Origin of the sequence: Arthrobacter globiformis (genome assembly GCF_030817195.1) — a bacterium.
Lineage (GTDB): Bacteria > Actinomycetota > Actinomycetes > Actinomycetales > Micrococcaceae > Arthrobacter > Arthrobacter globiformis_D.
In genome coordinates this window covers 314536-334011 of sequence record NZ_JAUSYZ010000001.1, presented here as the reverse complement: position 1 = coordinate 334011, position 19476 = coordinate 314536, and the positions used below count along the sequence as shown (strand labels likewise).

Sequence of the window (19476 nt, the reverse complement as noted above, 5' to 3'; positions counted from 1 at the left end):
GGCGGTCCGTGCGGGTGCGGGACTGCGCGGTGGGTGTTGTCATCGAAGTAATCCTCTGGGAATCGAAGTGGGGATGGCCGGCTACTTGGCGGCGCTGTTATTCCACGGCCTGATATTTCACCGCGCTGTTATTTCACGGCGCCCAGCGAGAGGCCCTGGACGAGTTTGTCCTGGGCGGCGAAGCCGGCGAACAGCACCGGGAGCGAAATGACGACGGCGGCCGCGCAGACCTTGGCGAGGAACAGGCCCTGGCTGGAGACGAAGCCCGTGAGGAACACCGGCGCTGTTCCGGCGACGACGCCGGTGAGTACCCGGGCCAGGAGCAGTTCGTTCCAGCTGAAGATGAAGCAGATTAGGGCGGTGGCGGCGATGCCGGGCATGGCCACGGGAGCAATGATCTTCCGAAGGGTGAGGAGCAGGTTTGCGCCGTCGATCTGTGCCGCCTCAAGCATTTCGACGGGCACTTCGGCGAGGAAGGAGCGCATCATCCAGACGGCGATGGGCAGGTTCATGGAGGTGTACATCAGGATCAGGAACCAGATGTTGTCCAGCGCGCCGGTGGTCTTGGCGAACAGGTATAGGGGCAGGATCGCGGCCACCACCGGCATCATCTTCGTGGAGAGGAAGAAGAACATCACGTCGGTCCACTTCTTCACGGGTCGGATGGACAGCGCATAGGCCGCGGGGATGGCCAGGACCAGGACCAGCACGGTGGAGAGGATCGAGGCGGTGGCTGAGTTGATCAGCGGCGGCCAGGGGCTGACGCCGGAGCTGGCGCCGAAGAACTCCTTGTAGGCATCCAGGGTGAGGTTCGCCGCGACGGAGGGCGGGTTTGTGGCGGCGTCCGTTTCCGAGTGGAAGGACGTCAGGATCATCCACAGGACCGGGGCGGCGAACAGCAGGGCCAGCAGCCAGGCCGCGATGCCGGCGGCCGTGTTGTTTCGGGTGGGATCCATGCGGGACTTGCCGCCGAACCTACCGAATATGCGGCTGCGGGACCCGGCGTTCAGGGCTGTGGGCCCGGGGGGTGTGTTTTGGGGTGCGGCGGGGGTGAGGGTGCTCATCGTGCTGCCTCCTTCTTGAAGAGCGAGAAAACGGTGCGGAGGGCGAAGGTCGCCACGATGATGGTGCCGATGACCACCACAACGCCGGCGGCGGACGCCAGCCCGTATTCGTTGGCGAAGTAGAACGTCTGGTAGATCGCGTAGGGCAGGTTGGCGGTGTCCAGGCCGCCGGAGGTGAGGGTGAAGACGGCATCGAAGTTCTGCACAATGTAGATGGCTCCGAGCAGGCCGCCGAGTTCCAGGTACTGGCGCAGGTGCGGGAGGGTGAGGTGGCGGAAGATATCCCACGGGCTGGCGCCGTCCATCTGTGCTGCTTCAACGGTGTCCATGGGACGCGACTGCAGGCCGGCCAGCAGGATGAGCATCATGAAGGGCGTCCACTGCCAGACCAGGGAGACGATGACGGCCATCAGCGGCGCCTGGGACAGGAGGTCCGGCTGCGGCGGGGTGTCGCTGCCGAACAGGGACCAGACCCAGGTCAGGATCCCGTTGATCAGCCCGTACGTCGGGTTGAGCAGGGCGTGCTTCCAGATCAGGGCGGCGGCCACGGGCACCACGAGGAACGGTGCGATCAGGAGGGTGCGGGCCAGTCCGCGGCCGATGAACTTCTTGTCCAGCAGCAGTGCGAGTCCGAGGCCGATGACCAGGCTGGCCAGGACGACGGAAACGGTGAGGATGATGGTGGTGAAGATGGCCTGGCGCAGGTCGGCGTTGGTGAGGACTTCGATGTAGTTGCTCAGGCCGGCGAACCCGGTCTGGTCCGGGCGGAGGCTGTTCCAGTTCAGGAACGAGATGATCAGGGTCACAACGAACGGCAGCTGGGTGACGATGATCAGGAAGATGAGGGCCGGCAGCAGCGGCGCACGCCGTGCCCAGGCCAGAGCGCGTTCACGGGATCTGGCGTTCTTGGAAGGTTTCGTTGCGCTGTGCCCGGTACGGGAAATGCGCGCTGTTGCTGTTGTCATGATGGTCTCCTGCGGTTCCGTGGCCGGCCGGGGCGGGCCACGGAACCGGTTGGTGGGTGGGTTACTTCTTGTACTTGTCGCCGATTTTCTGGGCGGCTTCCTGGCCCTTGGCCAGCGCCTCAGTTACCGATCCCTGCCCTGCGATTGCGGAGCTGACACCCTGGGAGACCGTGGTGCCGAGGTCAGCGAATTCGGGGATCCCGACGAACTGGATGCCGACCACCGGACGCTCCTGCACGCCTGGATTCTTCGGATCCGCGTTTTCGATGGCGGAGCGTTCCGCCTTGAAGAACGGGGCTGCCTTCTGGAAGTCGGTGTTCTCGTACGTGGAGATGCGCTTGCCCGAGGGGACCTTGGCCCAGCCGAGCTTTGATGCCACCAGTTCCTCATACTTCTTCGAGCTGGCCCAGGCGATGAACTTCCCCGCAGCGTCCTGCTTCTTCGAGGCGGCCTGTACGCCCCAGGACCAGGTCCACAGCCAGCCGGAGGACTTCGTGTTCTTCACCGGGGCCTGGGCGTAGCCGATCTTGCCCTTCACCGGGGAGTTCGCGGCCTCCAGGGCGCCGGCAGCAGAGGTGGCGTCGTACCACATGGCCACCTTGCTCTGGCTCATGTTGTTCAGGCACTCGGTGAACCCGGCCTGCGCGGCACCCGCTTCACCGTGCTCGCGCACCAGCTTGGTGTAGAAGTCGGTCGCCGCAGTGAATTCGGGAGCGTTGACCTTCGCGTTCCAGTCCTTGTCGAACCAGGTGCCGCCGAAGGTGTTGACCACGGTGGTCAGCGGCGCGAAAACCTGGCCCCAGCCAGGCTGGCCGCGGAGGCAGATGCCCTTCATGCCCGCAGCCGCACCGTCGGCCTTCGCGGCCAAATCAGCGACCTGGTCCCAGGTGGGCTTCTCCGGCATGGTCAGGCCTTTAGCCTCGAAAATGTCCTTGCGGTACATCAGGAAGGAGGACTCACCGTAGAACGGCTCGCCGTACAGCTTGCCATCCTTGCCAGTCAGGGAAGCAGTGTAAGCGGGCAGAATGTCTGCCTGGTTGAATTCAGCGTCCTTGGCTACATTGTCCAGGGGCGCGAGCCACTTGTTTTCGGAGTAGAACGGAATCTCGTAGTTCGACAGGGAAGCGACATCGTACTGGCCGGCCTGGCTGGAGAATTCCTGGCTGATCTTCGCCCGCACGTCATTCTCCGGCAGGATCGTGTAGTTGACCTTGATGCCGGTTTCCTTGGTGAAATTAGCTGCAGTCAGCCTTTGCAGGTCTTCCATCTGCGGATTGTTCACCATCAGGACATTGATGCTGTTCTGGTCACCGGCAGCCGTTCCGCCGCCGGCCCCGGAGCAGGCCGAGGCAGAAAGTGCGAGGCACAGGGCGCCGGCGGCAAGTGAGGCAGCGCGCATTTTTGAGCGCATTGAGGACTCCTTTGTTCTTCAAGGGGGTGCGCAGCCACTGCACCCCGACTGCTGTGTCGAAGTACCGGACTGGAGCGGGCATTTGATCGGGGAACCCGATGTGCCGCGCTGGTGTTCCTCAACTTTAGGTCTGTGGGACGCGGCACAACTAGCGCCCTGGTTGCTGAATTCTGATACAAATTTTCCATGTCGACGGCCTGCGTTGGCGGTAATGTAGGCGAAGGCACTGACCTGCGGTGTCCATATTTCATAAACATCCCATGACACGGAGAACCGCAATGACAGCCCCTACCGACGGCGCAACGGCCAGGCTCGCAGAGCGGCTGCTGGGCATGCGCGCCAACCGGGAAGTCATCCCGCCGGACCCCAGCCACTCCGTCCGGTGGCACGAGCACGACTACCCCAGCCCGCTCGCACGCTGGAACTATCACCCGGAATACGAAATACACCTGATCCGCAAAGGCACGGGAAAGTTCATAGTCGGCGACCACATCGGCACCTTTGAGGCGGGCCACGTCTCGCTGGTCGGGTCAGGATTGCCGCATGACTGGGTCAGCGACCTGGAGCCCGGAGAAGTGCTCGAACGGCGCGACGCCGTGATCCAGTTCGACGGGAAGTGGATTCAACAAGCCGCCGTGACCGTTCCTGAGATGGAGGAGGTTAAGCCCCTGCTGGATCAGTCCGCGCGCGGGATCGAGTTCCTGGGCCGTTCGGCCCGGGCCGCCGCCGCATCCATCGAAGCCATGGGCGAAACCGAAGGACTGGAGCGGCTTCACCATCTCCTGGAACTTTTCACGATTCTGGTGCGGGCGCCGCAGGAAGAACGGCGTTACCTTGCCGAGGAATGGTTCCGGCCGCAGCTGGACGGCCAGGCCGCGGCCGTCGTCGACATCGTCCTCGAGTATGTCTTCAGCAACCATGCCGGCAACATCAAGATGTCCGAAGCGGCAGCTTTGGTTGGCATGACCGAACCGACATTCTCGAAATACTTCAAACGCTCCACGGGCCAGAACTTCAGCGACCTGGTCCGCAAACTCCGCCTTGCCCACGCACGGCGCCTGCTGGAGCACAGCGACAGCGCCATCTCCGACATCTGCTACGAAGTCGGCTTCTCCAACCTGTCCAATTTCAACCGGCATTTCCTCAACGACACCGGCGAAACGCCTCGTCAGTACCGGCAGCGGGCACAAAACTGACATGCAGCGCATACGCGCTGCATGGAAAAGCCCCGGACCCAAAAGGTCCGGGGCCACACAAGATTCTGTTACCGCTCGATGCTGACGGTGAGATCCAGGTGGATGTCCGTGTCGGCGGCAAGGCGGTCCTGGAGGTAGCGCGCGAGACTCGCGTCGGTGGCGGTGTGAACGCTCTGCGGGACCGCCCCGCGGAGGAGAGCCTTGGTGTTGGTGGACTTAAGCACGTCCAGCGGCGCCCAACCACGGTGGGTGGAAGTGAGGCGTTCCAAGTCGGTGCGGAAGGAGCGCCGGTGGTCGTCGCGGACCGTGGCGCACATGGTGAACGGGATGAAGGCAGTAGGCAAAATGTCCTTTCACGGGGCAGCCAGTGGTCGGCGCCCGTTTAGAACAAGGGCTCTGTGGCCGCTGTTATTCCTTTGAAGCAGGTTAAGAGTCCGACGTCACCGCAGGGTGACCCTGACGCGCTAGTCGCCCTGATCGTTAATGGCCTCCAGTACGCGGTGCAGCGCCGGGTTGCGTGAGTTGCGCATCCAAATTGCATGGAGCTCGACAGGATCCACCTCGAAACCGCCCAGTTCGACGTATTCCACCCCTTCAACACCCAGAACTGTGGACGACTGGGGCACAAGCGCAACGCCGCGGCCCGCCGCGACGAGGAAGATCATGGTCAGAATCTGGCTGACGGTATGGACGAACGTCCGGTGCGAGGAGACCAGACTGATCACGAGGTCGTAAAAATACCTGGCCTGCGTGGGCGAGTGCATGATGAGAGCCTCCCCGTGCAGGTCTTCGGCTGTCAGCTTCCGGTTCAGTTGCGTCAAGGGGTGCCCTGACGGAACTGCCACCATGATCGGTTCGCGGAAGAGCAGGCGGGAATCGAACAGCTCGTCATCGAACGGCGGACGAGCCAGCCCAAGGTCGATGTCGCCATTGATGAGCGCCGCCGTCTGGTCCTTCGTGACCATCTCCCTGAGGTCAATGTCCACATCGGGCAGCGCGGCGGATATTTCGTTCAGCAGGGCACCCAGGAGCCCGAACGTGGAGGCGGCGGTAAAGCCGATCCGGACGGCGCCTGCGGAGCCCGCAGAGATCCGGCGGGCCAGGCTCGGAGCGGCATCGGCGAGCTCAAGCAGCTTGAGAGCGTCGGCCAGGAAGGCCGTCCCGGCGGCGGTCAGCGCAACACCACGGTTGTCGCGGTCAAACAGCAGCACCCCAATGGCCTTTTCCAGTTTCTGGATCTGCCGGCTCAACGGCGGCTGCGTCATGTTCAGGCGGGCAGCCGCACGTCCGAAATGCAGTTCTTCTGCGACGGCCACAAAGCCGCGTAGCTGGTCCAAGGAGTACATAATGCCCACAGGGTATCACCTAATGCATAAATGAACTTGGACAGGCATCACAAAGCCACTTTAGTCTTCTTGAGCAGCCTATGGAGTGATGGAGCTCACGGGCAGGACTTCCGCTCCCCCAGCGGCGAATATTCAAAGGAGAATTCATTGATCAAGTCGACATTCACACGTCGGTCCATCCTGGCTACAGGATCTGGCCTTGCCCTGGCGCTGGCATTGACCGCGTGCGGCGGCAACGTTGCGGGCACCAGCCCGGCGGCGGATGCCAGCAAGTTCCCGGCGGGCCCGGTGACCCTCACCATCGGCGCCGATCCCGGCGGAAGCACGGACCTGATCGGCCGTGCACTGGCGGAGAACGCCAGCGGCCCCCTCGGAGCTCCGATTCCCGTAGTCAACAAGCCGGGCGCAAACGGCGCACTGGCCACGAAGGAAGTCGGCGCGGCAAAAGCGGACGGACAGACGCTCGTCATCCTGAACGCCTCGCTGTTCGCCATCACCCCGCTGGCAGTGTCCGCCGGCGAGACGGTAAAGATCGAGGACTACGAGGTCATCACCGGCATCTCGCAGGATGACTATGTCCTGGTTTCCAATGCGAGCTCGGGCATGAAGACCATGGATGACCTGACCAAGGCAGGCAAGAAGTTCAACTTCGCCACAACCGGCGTCGGAACCGGAAGCCAGCTGGCCCAGGCACTGCTGTTCAAGCAGGCCAAGATCGACGGCACCGATGTTCCTTTCGACGGCGGTTCCCCTGCCATGACGGCGCTGCTGGGAAACCAGGTTGACCTGGCCACGATTCAGCTCGCCGAAGCCATGCCGCAGATCAAGGCCGGCAAACTCAACCCGATCGTGGTCTTCTCGAAGGAACGCAACCAGTACCTGCCCGACACCCCCACCGCCGTCGAAGCCGGCTACGACGTTCCGGTATCCCAGTTCCGGGCGGTAGCCGCACCCAAGGGCACCCCGGAAGCTGTTGTGACGAAGCTGCGTGAGTCCTTCAAGAAGGCGTTCGAATCCGAGGCCTACAAGGCCTTCAACAAGCAGAACCTCTTCACTCCGGCAGAGATCGACGGCGACCAGGTCGCCAAGGACTGGTCTGCCAACGCGGCCAAATATAAGGAACTGACCACCAAGTACGGCGTCGATCTTGGCAGCGGCAAGTGACTTCCGCATCAAATGAAGCACGCCCTTCCGGCGGCAGCGTCAAGCACGCTGCCGCCGGAAACGGCACCTCTCCCGCTATCGCCGACGAGCTCGTGGAACCGCTGACACCTGAACAGTTGGCCGCTGAATGGGACGAGGAGCGTCCCCCGCATGCCGGTCCGCTCGCCAACGTGGCAGCCGCCGTCGCCGCCGCAGCACTGGGCGTCGCTGGCCTGGTCATGTCGGTGGGCATGGGGCTCGGCAGCCCCGAGAAACCCGAACCGGGACTGTGGCCGTTCATCATCAGCCTCGTCATGATCGCAATGTCCGTGTCCCTCCTCGTTTTCGGGCGCAAGCGGCTGGACGCCGAGGCATTCTCATCGTCAAGCTGGCAGGTTCTAGCCGGAGTAGCCACCCTGGTGGGATTCGTCCTGGTGGTCGGAGTGGCGGGCTTTGAAATCCCCACCCTGCTGCTGACCTTTGTCTGGTTGAGGTTCCTGGGCAAGGAAACCTGGCGGATGTCCGTCGTGCTCAGCTTCGCCGTGACAGCGGCCTTCTACCTGATCTTCGTCGTGGCGCTAAGCGTGCCCATCCCACATCTGTTCTAGGGAATCTCATGGACTTTCTTGCACCGGTCATCAATGGTTTCGGCGTCGTGCTGGAACCGATGAACCTCCTCTACTGCCTCATCGGCGTGGTCATCGGAATGCTTATCGGTGTCCTGCCGGGCCTGGGGCCCGCGGCCACCATCGCCATACTCCTTCCGCTGACCTACGGCGTCGAACCCGTGACGGCCATCATCATGCTCTCGGGCATCTTCTACGGCGCCCAATACGGCGGGACCATCACGTCCGTTCTGCTTCGGCTGCCCGGCGAAGCATCCTCAGTAGTGACGGTCTTTGACGGCTTCGCCCTTGCCCGCCAGGGACGGGCCGGCACAGCGCTTGGCATCGCGGCCATCGGCTCCTTCTTCGGCGGCACGGTCGCGATCATAGGACTGACCCTGCTGGCACCGGTCGTCGCCGGGTTCGCCCTCGACTTCGGGCCGCCCGAGTACACCGCCCTGGCCATGCTGGGCATCCTGCTGGTGGCCACAGTCAGCAACGGCAGCAAGCTCAAATCCATCATCGCGGCATCCCTCGGGCTGCTGCTCGCAACGGTCGGCCGGGACACGTTCACCGGCGAGGCACGTTTCACGTTCGACAACCTGTCCCTCGCCGACGGCCTCGATTTTGTGCCGATCGCCATGGGCATCTTCGGCCTGGGTGAAATCCTGTACAACCTGGAAGAGCGCCACAACAAGGTCCAGGCGCCAGCCAAGGTGGCGAACGTCTGGCCTTCCCGCAAGGACCTGAAGGAATCGTCCGGGGCAATCGGCAGGGGCTCCCTGCTGGGCTTCTTCCTCGGGATCCTTCCCGGCGGCGGTGCCACCATCGCCTCACTCGCGGCCTACGCCATGGAGAAGAAGCGGGCCAAGAACCCTGAACGCTTCGGCCGGGGCGCCGTCGAAGGTGTCGCTGCACCGGAAAGCGCCAACAACGCCGCCGCGACCTCCTCCTTCATTCCGCTGCTGACCCTTGGCATTCCCGCCAACGCCACCATGGCCATCATCTTCGGCGCACTGCTGATCCAGGGCGTCACCCCTGGACCCCAGCTCGTCCAGAACGATCCGGAACTTTTCTGGGGCGTGGTCAACTCGATGTACATCGGCAACATCCTGCTGCTCATCATGAGCATCCCCCTGGTCGGTGTCTTCGTGAAGATCCTGCGGGTCCGGGCTGCCATCCTCGCCCCGATCACGGTGCTCATCACGCTGATCGGCGTCTACACCATCAATAACAGCATCTTTGATATCTGGCTGGTCATCGTCTTCGGCCTGCTCGGCTACCTGATGAAGAAGTTCGGCTTCGAGCCCGGCCCGCTGGTGCTGGCCTTCGTCCTCGGTTCCCTCCTCGAGGAAAACCTGAGGCGGTCCCTCCTCGTCTTCGGAGGCGACGCCGCCGGCTTCATTACCCGGCCCATCTCCGGAATCCTGCTGCTCGTCTTCGTTGTGGTGATGCTCCTGCCGCTGCTCCAGAAGGCCCTCAGGAAGACCCGGGCCACCGCACCCGCCGTCGAGGCCCTGCACGATGAAAAGGAAAAAGTATGACCATTCTGATCGGTTACTTGCCCACGCCCGAAGGCGAGGCAGCCCTTGAGGCAGGCATCGCCGAGGGCCAGCTACGACGCGAGAGCATCGTCATCCTCAATTCACCGCGCAAGGGAGCGCCCGTGGACGCCGCACTCGCGTCGGTGGAACAAGTCGCCGAGCTGCTGCGGCGCGCCGAAGTGGCAGGAGTCGAGGCCACCATCCGGCAGCCGGGCCACACTGATGACCTGACTGATGAATTTATTGACATCGCCGACGAAATCGACGCTTCCCTGATTGTCATTGGCCTCCGCAGAAGGTCCCAGGTAGGGAAGTTCATCCTCGGGAGCCAGTCGCAGCGGATCCTGCTCCAGGCGGACCGGCCAGTGCTTGCGGTCAAAGTCCGGGAAAAGTCCTAACCCACCCATTGCAGTCCCCGCCCGGCAGTGAACCTTACCCACCGGGCCATGAAGCCAGGAGTTACCAGAGCCGTGAACCACCCCCTCAGCCCTTCCGGACCACACCGCATTAAGGACATCGCCATCACGCCGGTGGCATTCAGGGATCCGCCCCTGCTGAACGCTGTGGGTGTGCACGAGCCCTTTGCCCTGCGGGCCATCGTGGAGATCACCACCGACACCGGTTTCTCGGGCCTGGGCGAGACGTACGGGGATGCCCCGCACCTGAGCCGGCTGCAACTTGCCGCAGAGGCCCTGGCCGGGACCGATGTCTTCAACATCAACGAGATGCGCCAGGCGGGTCATCAAAGCCCTCAACGCGGACACCACCGTCGGCGGCCACGGGATGTCTGGAATGGTGACCGGCTCCAGCACCCCTGACCGGGTGTTGTCCCCCTTCGACGTCGCTTCGCTCGATATCCAGGGAAAGGTCCTCGGACGCCCTGTCAGCGACCTGCTCGGAGGCGCAGTCCGGGACGAAATTCCCTTCAGCGGATACCTCTTCTACAAATGGGCGGGCCACCCGGGCCACGAGGATGACTCCTGGGGAGCGGCACTGGATCCGGAAGGAATCGTCCGGCAGGCCCGGCGCATGGTCGATGCCTACGGGTTCACTGCCCTGAAGCTCAAGGCTGGCGTCTTCCCTCCGGAGCAGGAAGTGGAGGCCATCAGGGCACTCCGCGCCGAATTCCCGGATCTGCCGTTGCGCATCGATCCCAACGCGGCCTGGACCGTGGACACGTCCATCCGGGTGGGCAAGGACCTCGACGGGATTCTGGAATATCTTGAGGATCCCACGCCGGGCCTCGCCGGCATGGCCGAGGTGCGCCGCAACGTGTCCATGCCCCTCGCGACCAACATGTGCGTGGTCAGCTTTGGCGACGTGCCTCCGTCCGTTGAGGCCGGCGCCGTGGACGTCATACTCTCGGACCACCACTTCTGGGGCGGCCTGCGCCGCTCGCAGGCCCTGGCCGGCATATCGGAAACCTTTGGCCTTGGGCTGTCCATGCACTCCAACTCCCACTTGGGCATCAGCCTGGCGGCCATGGTTCATCTGGCTGCGGCCACGCCCAACCTGGATTACGCCTGTGATACGCACTGGCCGTGGAAGGACGCCGGGGAAGATGTCATCGTTCCCGGCCCCCTGGTTTTCCGGAACGGCGCTGTCGGCGTTCCCACCGCACCCGGACTGGGCGTGGAGCTGGACCGCGAGGCCCTGGCCCGCCTCCACGAGCAGTACCTGAAGTCCGGCATGCTCAACCGCGACGACACCGGCTACATGCAGAGCCTTTACCCCGACTACGAATTGGTCACCCCGCGCTGGTGAATGACCCGCGTTCACTGTCAATGCTCTGAGGGCATCAATCAATACATAAATAGGCTTAGACAGACATCGACGCGCTGCCTAGTCTGAAATGGAACCACACCACCCGCCGCCCCGCGGCGCCGACTCCAAGGACATCCCGTGGCAAAGTACTCACCCCAGGAACTCGCAAGCATCCTCAAGGAAGGCCTGCTCTCCTTCCCCGTGACCTCCTTCGATGCAGAGCTGCAGTTCGACGAGGAGAACTACCGCAAGCACCTGGCGTGGCAGGCCAGCTACCCCGTTGCCGGGCTCTTCGCCGCCGGTGGCACGGGTGAGGGCTTCTCCCTCACCCCGGCCGAGTCGGCCCGCGTGGTCCGCGCCGCCGTCGAGGAAGTCGGCAGCACCGTTCCCGTTCTGGCCTCCGCCGGCGGTTCCACGGCCCAGGCCATTGAAAACGCCAAGGCTGCCGAGGCCGCCGGCGCCGAAGGCATCCTGCTGCTGCCGCCGTACCTGACCGAAGCCGACCAGGGCGGCCTGATCGAGCACGTCAGCGCCATCTGCGGCGCCACGTCGCTGGGTGTCATCATCTACAACCGCGCCAACGCCATCTACAAGGACACCACCGTGGCCACCCTGGCCGACCGGCACGAGAACCTGATCGGCTTCAAGGACGGCGTGGGCGACCTCGAGCACGATGCCCGCGTCTACGCCAAGCTCGGCGACCGCCTCTTCTACCTCGGCGGCCTCCCCACGGCAGAGACCTTCGCCCTGCCGCTCCTGCAGCTGGGCATGAGCACCTACTCCAGCGCCATGTACAACTTCGTTCCGCAGTTCGCGCTCGACTTCTACCAGGACGTCCGCAACAACGACCGCGTGGCCGTCAACCAGAAGCTGAACGACTTCGTCATTCCGTACCTGGACATCCGTGACCGCGTGAAGGGCTACGCTGTCTCCATCGTCAAGGGCGGCCTCGACGCGATCGGCCGCTCCGCCGGCGGCGTCCGTCCTCCGCTGCAGAACCTGGCACCGCAGGACCTGGCCGACCTCAAGGCGCTCATCGCCAAGGTCTCCTAGTTGCCGGCCGCTTAGCCAAACCCACTTTTACCCAGGAGGAACCACCGTGACCCTCACCGGACACTCCCTGATCGCCGGACAGACTGTCGCCGGAGAAGGCAAGACCACCTTCGCCTTCAACCCGGCCACCAACGAACAGCTCGAGCCCGCCTACACCCTGCTCACCGAGGAGCAGCTCAAGGCCGCCACGTCCGCGGCCGCCGATGCCTTCGGGTCCTTCAGCGCACTTGCCCCCGAAACCCACGCCGCCTTCCTGGACGCCATCGCGGACAACATCGAAGCCATCGGCGACGAACTGATTGTCCGCGCCGGCCAGGAAACCGGCCTGCCGGCGGCCCGGCTGCAGGGCGAACGGGCCCGCACCACCGGGCAGCTGCGGCTCTTCGCCAACGTTGTCCGCCAGGGCGACTTCCGCGGCGTGCGCATCGACCCGGCGCTGCCGGACCGCACGCCACTGCCGCGCGCCGACATCCGCCAGCGCCAGATCCCGCTGGGCCCTGTCGCCGTCTTCGGTGCCAGCAACTTCCCGCTGGCCTTCTCGACGGCGGGAGGGGACACCGCCTCGGCCCTCGCCGCCGGCTGCCCCGTGGTGTTCAAGGCGCACAACGCCCACCCCGGCACCAGCGAGCTGGTGGGCCAGGCCATTGCCAAGGCAGTTGCTGACCTCGGCCTGCACCCGGGCGTCTTCTCCCTGATCTACGGCCCGGGCAGCAGCATCGGCCAGGCCCTCGTGGCCGACCCTGCCATCAAGGCCGTGGGCTTCACCGGCTCGCAGAGCGCCGGTATCGCGCTGATGCGCACCGCGGCCGCACGCCCGGAACCCATCCCCGTGTACGCCGAGATGTCTTCGCTGAACCCCGTGTTCGTCTTCCCCGGCGCCCTGAACGGCTCCGCCGAACAGATTGACGCGCTGGCCCAGCAGTACATCGCCGCCGTCACCGGCAGCTCCGGCCAGCTCTGCACCTCCCCTGGCCTGCTGTTCGCCCCCGCCGGTGAGGCAGGCGACAAACTGGCTGCCGCCGTCGGACGCGCCGTCTCCGCCTGCGCCGGCCAGACAATGCTCACCGCCGGCATCGCCGGCTCCTGGAACTCCGGGACGGAGGCGCTTGGCGCCGCCGAGAACGTGACCGTCGTCGGCACCGGAACCCCCGGCCCCACGCAGAACGCCCCGGCGCCGGCCATCTTCGGCACAGACATCAGCAACTTCATCAGCAACGAGGTGCTGCACGCGGAAATCTTCGGCGCAGCCAGCCTGGTGATCCGCTACTCCTCTGCCGAGGAACTGGTGGAGGCCACGAACCGGATCGAGGGGCAGCTCACCGCTTCGCTGCAGCTCACCGAAGAGGACTACCCGACGGCGGCACGCCTGATTCCGGCGCTGGAGCAGAAGGTGGGACGCATCATCGTGAACGGCTGGCCCACCGGCGTCGAAGTCGGCCACGCCATGGTCCACGGCGGCCCCTTCCCCGCCACCTCTGACACCCGCACCACGTCCGTGGGTACGCTGGCCATCAACCGGTTCCTCCGGCCCGTCGCCTACCAGAACCTGCCCCAGGAACTCCTCCCGGCAGCCCTCCAGGACACCAACCCCTGGCACCTCAACCGCCGGATCAACGGTGATGTGGTCCCCGCTGAACAGGTCCCCGCTGCAGAGAAGGAGGAGGTCAACGCATGACCGCCCAGCCGACAATTGCGCGCGTGGAGGTAGTCCCCGTTGCGGGCTACGACAGCATGCTGATGAACCTCAGCGGCGCCCACGGGCCGTTCTTCACCCGGAACGTGGTCATCGTGACCGACTCCGACGGCCGGACCGGCCTCGGTGAGGTCCCGGGAGGCGAGAAGATCCGCGCCACCATCGAGGAAGCCGGTGCGCTGATCGCCGGCAAACCGGTGGGCCGCTACCGCTCCCTGCTGCGTGAGATCGCCGCCGAGTTCGCCGACCGCGACGCCGGCGGCCGCGGCCTGCAGACCTTTGACCTGCGCACCACCGTCCACGCTGTCACCGCCGTCGAATCCGCACTGCTGGACCTGCACGGCCAGTTCCTTGGCGTCCCGGTGGCCGAGCTGCTGGGCGACGGGCAGCAACGCACCTCGGTGCCAATGCTCGGATACCTGTTCTTCATCGGTGACCACAAGCGGACGGCACTGCCGTACCTCGTGGAGGACGCGCCGTCGGACCGCTGGGAGGAACTGCGCCGCCAGGAGGCCATGACCCCCGGGGCCGTTGTGGCGCTGGCCGAGGCCGCGCAGGAGCGCTACGGCTTCAGCGACTTCAAGCTCAAGGGCGGCGTGCTGTCCGGCGACGACGAGGTGGACGTGGTCACGGCGTTGGCAAAGCGCTTCCCCGATGCCCGCGTCACCCTGGACCCGAACGGCGGCTGGCTGCTCGAGGAGGCCATCCGGCTGGGCAAGCGGATGCAGGGCGTAGTCGCCTACGCCGAGGATCCCTGCGGCGCTGAGGGCCGCTTCTCCGGACGCGAGGTCATGGCCGAGTTCCGCCGCGCCACCGGGCTGAAGACGGCCACCAACATGATCGCCACGGACTGGCGGGAGATGGCCCACGCCATCCGCAGCAACGCCGTCGATATTCCGCTGGCGGACCCGCACTTCTGGACCATGCACGGCTCGGTCCGGGTGGCGCAGCTGTGCAACGAGTTCGGCCTGACCTGGGGCTCGCACTCGAACAACCACTTCGACATCTCGCTGGCCATGTTCACGCACACCGGCGCGGCCGCCCCCGGCGAGATCACCGCGCTGGACACGCACTGGATCTGGCAGGACGGGCAGGGCCTCACGAAGAACCCGCTGCAGATCAAGGGCGGCGCCATCGAGGTGCCTGCTGCTCCCGGGTTGGGCATCGAGCTGGACCGCGATGCCCTGGACAAGGCGCACCAGCTGTACCTGGAGCACGGACTGGATGCCCGCGACGACAGCATCGGCATGCAGTACTACATCGACGGCTGGTCCTTCGACCCGAAGCGGCCCTGCCTGGTCCGGTAGTACTCGAGTTGCAGATCTTCCGCACGGCCGGGACTCCTCGCGCAACGGGAGCCGGCCGTGCGGAATACACATGAATAGAAGGGTCAAGAGTGGGCGGCGTCGTCTCCGGAATACTCATCGTTTCGGCAGTCATCGCCGTCGGTTACCTCGCTGCCAGGTTCCGCATTCTGGGACCCGAGGTGCAGGGCGCACTGACCCGCACAGCCTTCTACATCACCAACCCCGCCCTGCTGTATACCGTAGTGGCCGGCTCGGACATCCGGGCGGCACTCGGAACCGATGCCCCTCTGGCGCTGCTTTCGGCAGCGGCGGTGGGGCTTCTTTACTGGCTGCTGAGCTTCCTGTTCTTCCGGCGCCCCGCCGCGGAGACCGCCGTCGGCGCGATGGCCAGCAGCTACGCCAACGCCAACAACATCGGCATTCCAGTCTCGCTGTACGCCGTCGGCACCGCCCAGCACGTGGCGCCGGTGCTCCTGGTGCAGCTCCTGGTCATGGCCCCGTTCTACCTCACGCTGCTGGGGATTTTCGCCGGTGCCCGGATTTCGTGGCGGAAAGTGCTGCTCCAGCCGCTGTCCAACCCCATGATCATCGCCTCCGCGCTCGGCGTCGTTTTGGCCGTGACCGGCTGGAACGCTCCGGACCTGCTGCAGAAGCCCATCGACATGCTGGCGGGCGGGGCTGTCCCCATGGTGCTGCTCGCCTTCGGCCTGTCGCTGGCCGGCCGCGCGCCGCTGCAGAAAGACGACGGCCGGACGGAGACCCTGGTGGCCACGTTCCTGAAGATCGCCGGCATGCCACTCGTTGTGTGGCTGCTGGGCCGCTTTGTCTTCGGGCTGGAGGGCCAGCACCTGCTGGCCAGTGTGATCATGGCAGCCCTCCCTACCGCCCAGAACGTCTTCCTTTTCGCCTCCCCCTACGGCCGGGGCATGAGCGTGGCCCGCGACGTGATCCTCTGCACCACCATCCTGTGCGTGGGCACGCTGCTGGTTGTGGCGTGGGCTGTGGGGTAGCCCCCGGTCGAACACTTGGTCCATGCTGGGCCACCATCGCATGTGCCGCCTAGAAACCGACCGTGGGTGTGGCCCTAAAGGCGTTAACAGCCCTATCCGCGATAACTTGGGCGTCACTTCCGGAATCAAGGATGGTATTCCGAGCTGATTCGGAATCGACCATGACGGCCGTAACGGCGAGGCCGTCCGAAGCCTCGGTCGTCAACAGAGCGTCCACCTGAGCCGAAAAGCAGGAGTCACTTGACTTGGTGTGAACGTCCATCGCCACCACGTGGTTGTTGGAGACGAAGTTGCCAACCCCCGCCATCAGCCGGATGATGACAGGCGTCGCGCCTGTCGGTCGGATGCTCTGTGAGTCGATGATCTGGGAGAAATGGTTGCCGATGACAGAGTTGTTGCTGCCGCTGACACAGAGAAGTCCGTTGAGGTCGTTCAGTCCGTTGTCGACTTCCAGGAAGGGCGTCCAGGGCTCATGGTCACGCAAGAAGTGATTCGTGGCCACGAGGTTTTCCGAACTATTCGCAGTGAGCATCACCATCCCGGGGTAGAAGGAATGCAAACGGTTGTTGGTGACGCTTGAACGCGTGACGCCGTTGAGGTGGACGCTGCTCGCACCACGGGGGAAGACGTTGTTCGCGGTTATCAGCAGCCCGCCGTGGTTCTCGGCATAGATCGAGTGACCCTTGAAGCCTGCGCCGACCAAGTTGTCGGTGATCTTTGATGCCTGTCCCCACCCGCGCAGCTCGATGCAGCTTCCGCATTCAGCGATGAAGTTGTCGTGAACGGAAAGCGCGTCCGCGTTGTAGATAGTAAGAGCGTTCTCAAGGTAGACGAACCCCATGCCGGTTACGCGGAATGAGTCGTTGGCGTTCGCGACGTAGATTCCGGTCTTGCCGTTGACGTAGGTGTTCTCCGGATGCAGGCCCGAGCCATCCGAGTTGAAGTGCAATCCGTCGATGCAGAAATTGGAGAACTCGACCGAGCTGATACGCGGGCTCCCGCTTCGCTCAACGTAGAAGGCGGCTCCCTTGGATTCCTCCCCGTCTCCGGCGGGGGGAATGTCGACGAGAATGCGGCTTCCTCCTGGCCACAGCTCGTGCAAGTCCGGCCATTCGTCTTCGGGAACGTTGAACCGGATGCTCGACGACGTAAAGCCGTGTCCCGAGCCATGGATCCTGAGGAAGCTGACGTCGATTACCACCTGCGTGCGAAGGTGGTAGTCCCCGGGCGGAATGTAGATCACCGCGCCTGGCTTTCCTCCGTTGTCCGCATCGGTGACCGTCTGCCGTTCCTTGATGTCAGCGATGATGCTGTTGATTACCTCACCGACGTCCTCGGATGGATTGCCGACGGGCCACGTAGTCACGTCGTAGCAGTTGTTGCTTGACACAGGTTCTTCCTTTTGTGTTGTGGTTTCTCAGGCCGTTAATGGCGTCGAGGTCGCTTCAAGGCATGCCGGAAGTTAGATGCAGTGTAGATACCGGCAGCACACACCGGGGAGCCTATACAGGGCTTCATTGGGCCACCGGTTGATGCTGTGGGAGTTCCGCCCGTAGTTCCTCTGACGTTGGAGGGTGGGCGCCTGGGCGGCGTACTGTGATGGCCGCTGCTTTGGATGCCATGCGGCCCAGCGACTCCAGCACCGACGGTGCCAGCCCATCTGCTTCGCGCACGAGGAGTCCGTAGATCAGGGCAGACATATATGAGTCGAGTGCTTCTCGATAGCGGCGGCATAGCTGGATTCGGCGCGGGTTAGGTGAGTGTTGAGACCGCGAGCTTCAGTATTGTTGCTGAACCTCCCTCGGCCGACAGCCAGTTCTCCCGGTTTTCGGTTTCGGGGAAGACGAGATCAGTCAGGACCACCTTGCCGCTCTGGACGAATACTTCGACCGAGCAGTGGTCCACGACGATGAGGAGTTTGAGCACACCGTCTTCAAGGTCAACTGGTGCTGACTCGACCGAAGCGAATTTCCCGTGGAAACAGGTGTTTCCTGATTGCCTGCGGTCAAGGACGAGTTGGGCGCTGGTTGTGTTGTAGCTAAGAATGGTGCCCCTGCTCCCGTCACTGCTTCCGAAGAGTCGGAAATCAAAACGTTCCGCACTTCCGGGCAGTATCTCCGCGTCAATGATTTGGGCGCTACCGGGCACCGCATCCGGCAAGCGGAGGGCTGAATTTCGCAGCTCGAGGGTGTCTGCGTTCATTTGGCCCTTGGAAGTAGGCAGCTCTTCTCCCGCGCAGGGGTCGGCCAGGACCGGTTGCTGGACCAGACGGGCGGAGCCGTTGACTGTTGTGAGGCGCACTTCGCGGGCGAGGGTCATCGAGGACCGCCAAGGGGAGGTGGGCAGCTCGTTGGCGTAGTCCCAGTTGTTCATCCAGCCAATGATGATGCGTCGGTCATCTGGGGCGTTGCTAAAGGATACGGATGCGTAGCAGTCGCGTCCCCAGTCCAGCCACAGGCATTGCCGCAAGGCTGCAGAGCCTGCGTCGGTGTCGGGGAGGGAGGCCAGCCCTTCGGGTGCCACGATGGAGCCGGGATCCGGGGTGAAGCGGACGCCGTCGAAGTTCCCCACGAAGTACTGGCCGCCGGAGCCTCCTGCCACAGCGCCCGGATTGACGTTGACGATCAGTACCCACCGGATGTTTTCCGGGTCCCCGTCCACCGCCAGGGGAAAGAGATCGGGGCACTCCCATTCGCCGGCGTCGGCGTTGGCCGGGCCAAAGTCGCTCAGAAGGTCCCAGGATTTAAGGTCTTCCGAACGATAGAAGACCACCTTTTGGTGCTGCGCTTCGACGGCGACCATGACCCAGCAGTCACCTTGGTCCCCCTGATAGCGGAAGACTTTGGGATCGCGGAAGTTCGCGGAGTTTCTGGTGAGGACAGGGTTTCCTTCGTATTTTTGCCACGTCATTCCTGCGTCTGTGCTGTAGGCCAATGACTGGGCCTGTGTGCCGCTGTGTTCGGACCCGGCTTTGTAGGCACTGGTGTAAATGGCTACGAGGGCAGGTGCGTCCGCCTTGCCGAAACCGGACGTGTTGCCGTGGTCGACTACAACACTGCCTGAGAAGATGTCCTCTGTCTCGTCGCAGGCAATGGCAACAGGGTGTTCCGTCCAGTGCAGCAAATCGCGGGAGGTGGCGTGGCCCCAGGACATGTTGCCCCAGACGTTGCCGTAGGGGTTGTTCTGGAAGAAGAGGTGGTACACGCCGTCGTAGAAAACCAGGCCGTTGGGATCGTTCAGCCAGGTATCCCTTGCCGTGAAGTGGATGGCAGGCCGGAACCTGGAGGTTTCTGCCGGAGCTGTTTCCGGGCGTGCGGCATCAAGGCAACTGGACATATCTGGCGTTCCTCTTGGGAAGTGGAAGGGTCTGGCTGC

The 19476-nt window shown here is 64.0% G+C and carries 18 protein-coding genes and 1 pseudogene; 11 read left to right on the top strand and 8 right to left on the bottom strand.

Annotated elements, in window-relative coordinates:
- Nucleotides 1-128: 128 nt before the first annotated feature.
- The 3 genes from QF036_RS01585 to QF036_RS01575 all read right to left on the bottom strand — a co-directional run bounded on the left by QF036_RS01585 (nucleotide 129) and on the right by QF036_RS01575 (nucleotide 3440).
- Nucleotides 129-1064 carry a carbohydrate ABC transporter permease gene (locus QF036_RS01585; RefSeq protein ID WP_307098596.1) on the bottom strand — a complete coding sequence of 312 codons (936 nt, stop codon included), beginning with the start codon at nucleotides 1062-1064 and terminating at the stop codon, nucleotides 129-131.
- A complete protein-coding gene (locus QF036_RS01580; RefSeq protein ID WP_307098594.1) occupies nucleotides 1061-2029 on the bottom strand; it encodes a carbohydrate ABC transporter permease in 969 nt (322 codons plus the stop codon). Before QF036_RS01580 ends, QF036_RS01585 begins: the two co-directional genes overlap by 4 nt.
- A 61-nt stretch (nucleotides 2030-2090) precedes the next feature.
- Nucleotides 2091-3440: an ABC transporter substrate-binding protein gene (locus QF036_RS01575; RefSeq protein WP_307098591.1), complete on the bottom strand. Its 1350-nt coding sequence runs from the start codon at nucleotides 3438-3440 to the stop codon at nucleotides 2091-2093.
- A 278-nt stretch (nucleotides 3441-3718) separates the two neighbouring features.
- Between QF036_RS01575 and QF036_RS01570 the strand changes: the two genes are divergently transcribed.
- The gene (locus QF036_RS01570; protein ID WP_307098589.1) at nucleotides 3719-4636 is read left to right on the top strand and encodes an AraC family transcriptional regulator; all 918 of its coding nucleotides are present in this window, start codon (nucleotides 3719-3721) and stop codon (nucleotides 4634-4636) included.
- Nucleotides 4637-4704: 68 nt separating this feature from the next.
- Here QF036_RS01570 and QF036_RS01565 read toward each other — a convergent pair whose 3' ends face one another.
- Both QF036_RS01565 and QF036_RS01560 read right to left on the bottom strand, forming a co-directional pair.
- A complete protein-coding gene (locus tag QF036_RS01565) occupies nucleotides 4705-4980 on the bottom strand; it encodes a hypothetical protein (RefSeq protein ID WP_307098588.1) in 276 nt (91 codons plus the stop codon).
- Nucleotides 4981-5100: 120 nt separating this feature from the next.
- Entirely contained in the window at nucleotides 5101-5982 is an 882-nt protein-coding gene (locus tag QF036_RS01560) for a LysR family transcriptional regulator (protein ID WP_307105725.1), read from the bottom strand.
- Nucleotides 5983-6129: 147 nt separating this feature from the next.
- On the opposite strand from QF036_RS01560, the gene QF036_RS01555 reads away from it, so the two are divergent.
- The 10 genes from QF036_RS01555 to QF036_RS01510 all read left to right on the top strand — a co-directional run bounded on the left by QF036_RS01555 (nucleotide 6130) and on the right by QF036_RS01510 (nucleotide 16101).
- Nucleotides 6130-7146 (top strand): Bug family tripartite tricarboxylate transporter substrate binding protein, encoded by a 1017-nt coding sequence (locus tag QF036_RS01555; RefSeq protein WP_307098586.1) that lies wholly within the window; start codon nucleotides 6130-6132, stop codon nucleotides 7144-7146.
- Nucleotides 7143-7733, top strand: coding sequence for a tripartite tricarboxylate transporter TctB family protein (locus tag QF036_RS01550; RefSeq protein ID WP_307098584.1), 591 nt, complete (start codon nucleotides 7143-7145; stop codon nucleotides 7731-7733). The genes QF036_RS01555 and QF036_RS01550 overlap by 4 nt, the downstream gene beginning before the upstream one ends.
- Nucleotides 7734-7741: 8 nt before the next feature.
- Nucleotides 7742-9274, top strand: coding sequence for a tripartite tricarboxylate transporter permease (locus QF036_RS01545; protein WP_307098583.1), 1533 nt, complete (start codon nucleotides 7742-7744; stop codon nucleotides 9272-9274).
- Nucleotides 9271-9672 (top strand): universal stress protein, encoded by a 402-nt coding sequence (locus tag QF036_RS01540; protein ID WP_307098581.1) that lies wholly within the window; start codon nucleotides 9271-9273, stop codon nucleotides 9670-9672. The genes QF036_RS01545 and QF036_RS01540 overlap by 4 nt, the downstream gene beginning before the upstream one ends.
- A gap of 72 nt (nucleotides 9673-9744) precedes the next feature.
- A complete protein-coding gene (locus tag QF036_RS01535) occupies nucleotides 9745-10092 on the top strand; it encodes a hypothetical protein (protein ID WP_307098579.1) in 348 nt (115 codons plus the stop codon).
- Nucleotides 10070-11038 (top strand): enolase C-terminal domain-like protein, encoded by a 969-nt coding sequence (locus tag QF036_RS01530; RefSeq protein ID WP_307098577.1) that lies wholly within the window; start codon nucleotides 10070-10072, stop codon nucleotides 11036-11038. The genes QF036_RS01535 and QF036_RS01530 overlap by 23 nt, the downstream gene beginning before the upstream one ends.
- Nucleotides 11039-11176: 138 nt before the next feature.
- A complete protein-coding gene (gene kdgD, locus QF036_RS01525; RefSeq protein ID WP_307098575.1) occupies nucleotides 11177-12091 on the top strand; it encodes a 5-dehydro-4-deoxyglucarate dehydratase in 915 nt (304 codons plus the stop codon).
- Nucleotides 12092-12137: 46 nt separating this feature from the next.
- Nucleotides 12138-13766, top strand: a complete 1629-nt coding sequence (locus QF036_RS01520) for an aldehyde dehydrogenase (NADP(+)) (protein ID WP_307098573.1) — start codon at nucleotides 12138-12140, stop codon at nucleotides 13764-13766.
- Nucleotides 13763-15091, top strand: coding sequence for an enolase C-terminal domain-like protein (locus QF036_RS01515; protein WP_307098571.1), 1329 nt, complete (start codon nucleotides 13763-13765; stop codon nucleotides 15089-15091). The genes QF036_RS01520 and QF036_RS01515 overlap by 4 nt, the downstream gene beginning before the upstream one ends.
- 89 nt (nucleotides 15092-15180) lie before the next feature.
- Nucleotides 15181-16101: an AEC family transporter gene (locus QF036_RS01510; RefSeq protein ID WP_307098570.1), complete on the top strand. Its 921-nt coding sequence runs from the start codon at nucleotides 15181-15183 to the stop codon at nucleotides 16099-16101.
- A gap of 49 nt (nucleotides 16102-16150) precedes the next feature.
- On the opposite strand, the gene QF036_RS01505 is transcribed toward QF036_RS01510, so the two are convergent.
- The 3 genes and pseudogenes from QF036_RS01505 to QF036_RS01495 all read right to left on the bottom strand — a co-directional run bounded on the left by QF036_RS01505 (nucleotide 16151) and on the right by QF036_RS01495 (nucleotide 19437).
- A complete protein-coding gene (locus tag QF036_RS01505; protein ID WP_307098568.1) occupies nucleotides 16151-17491 on the bottom strand; it encodes a NosD domain-containing protein in 1341 nt (446 codons plus the stop codon).
- Nucleotides 17492-17615: 124 nt separating this feature from the next.
- Nucleotides 17616-17810, bottom strand: a pseudogene (locus QF036_RS01500) (carbohydrate kinase); the annotation flags it as partial.
- Nucleotides 17811-17853: 43 nt separating this feature from the next.
- Nucleotides 17854-19437: a glycoside hydrolase family 32 protein gene (locus QF036_RS01495; protein WP_307098566.1), complete on the bottom strand. Its 1584-nt coding sequence runs from the start codon at nucleotides 19435-19437 to the stop codon at nucleotides 17854-17856.
- Nucleotides 19438-19476 lie beyond the last annotated feature (39 nt).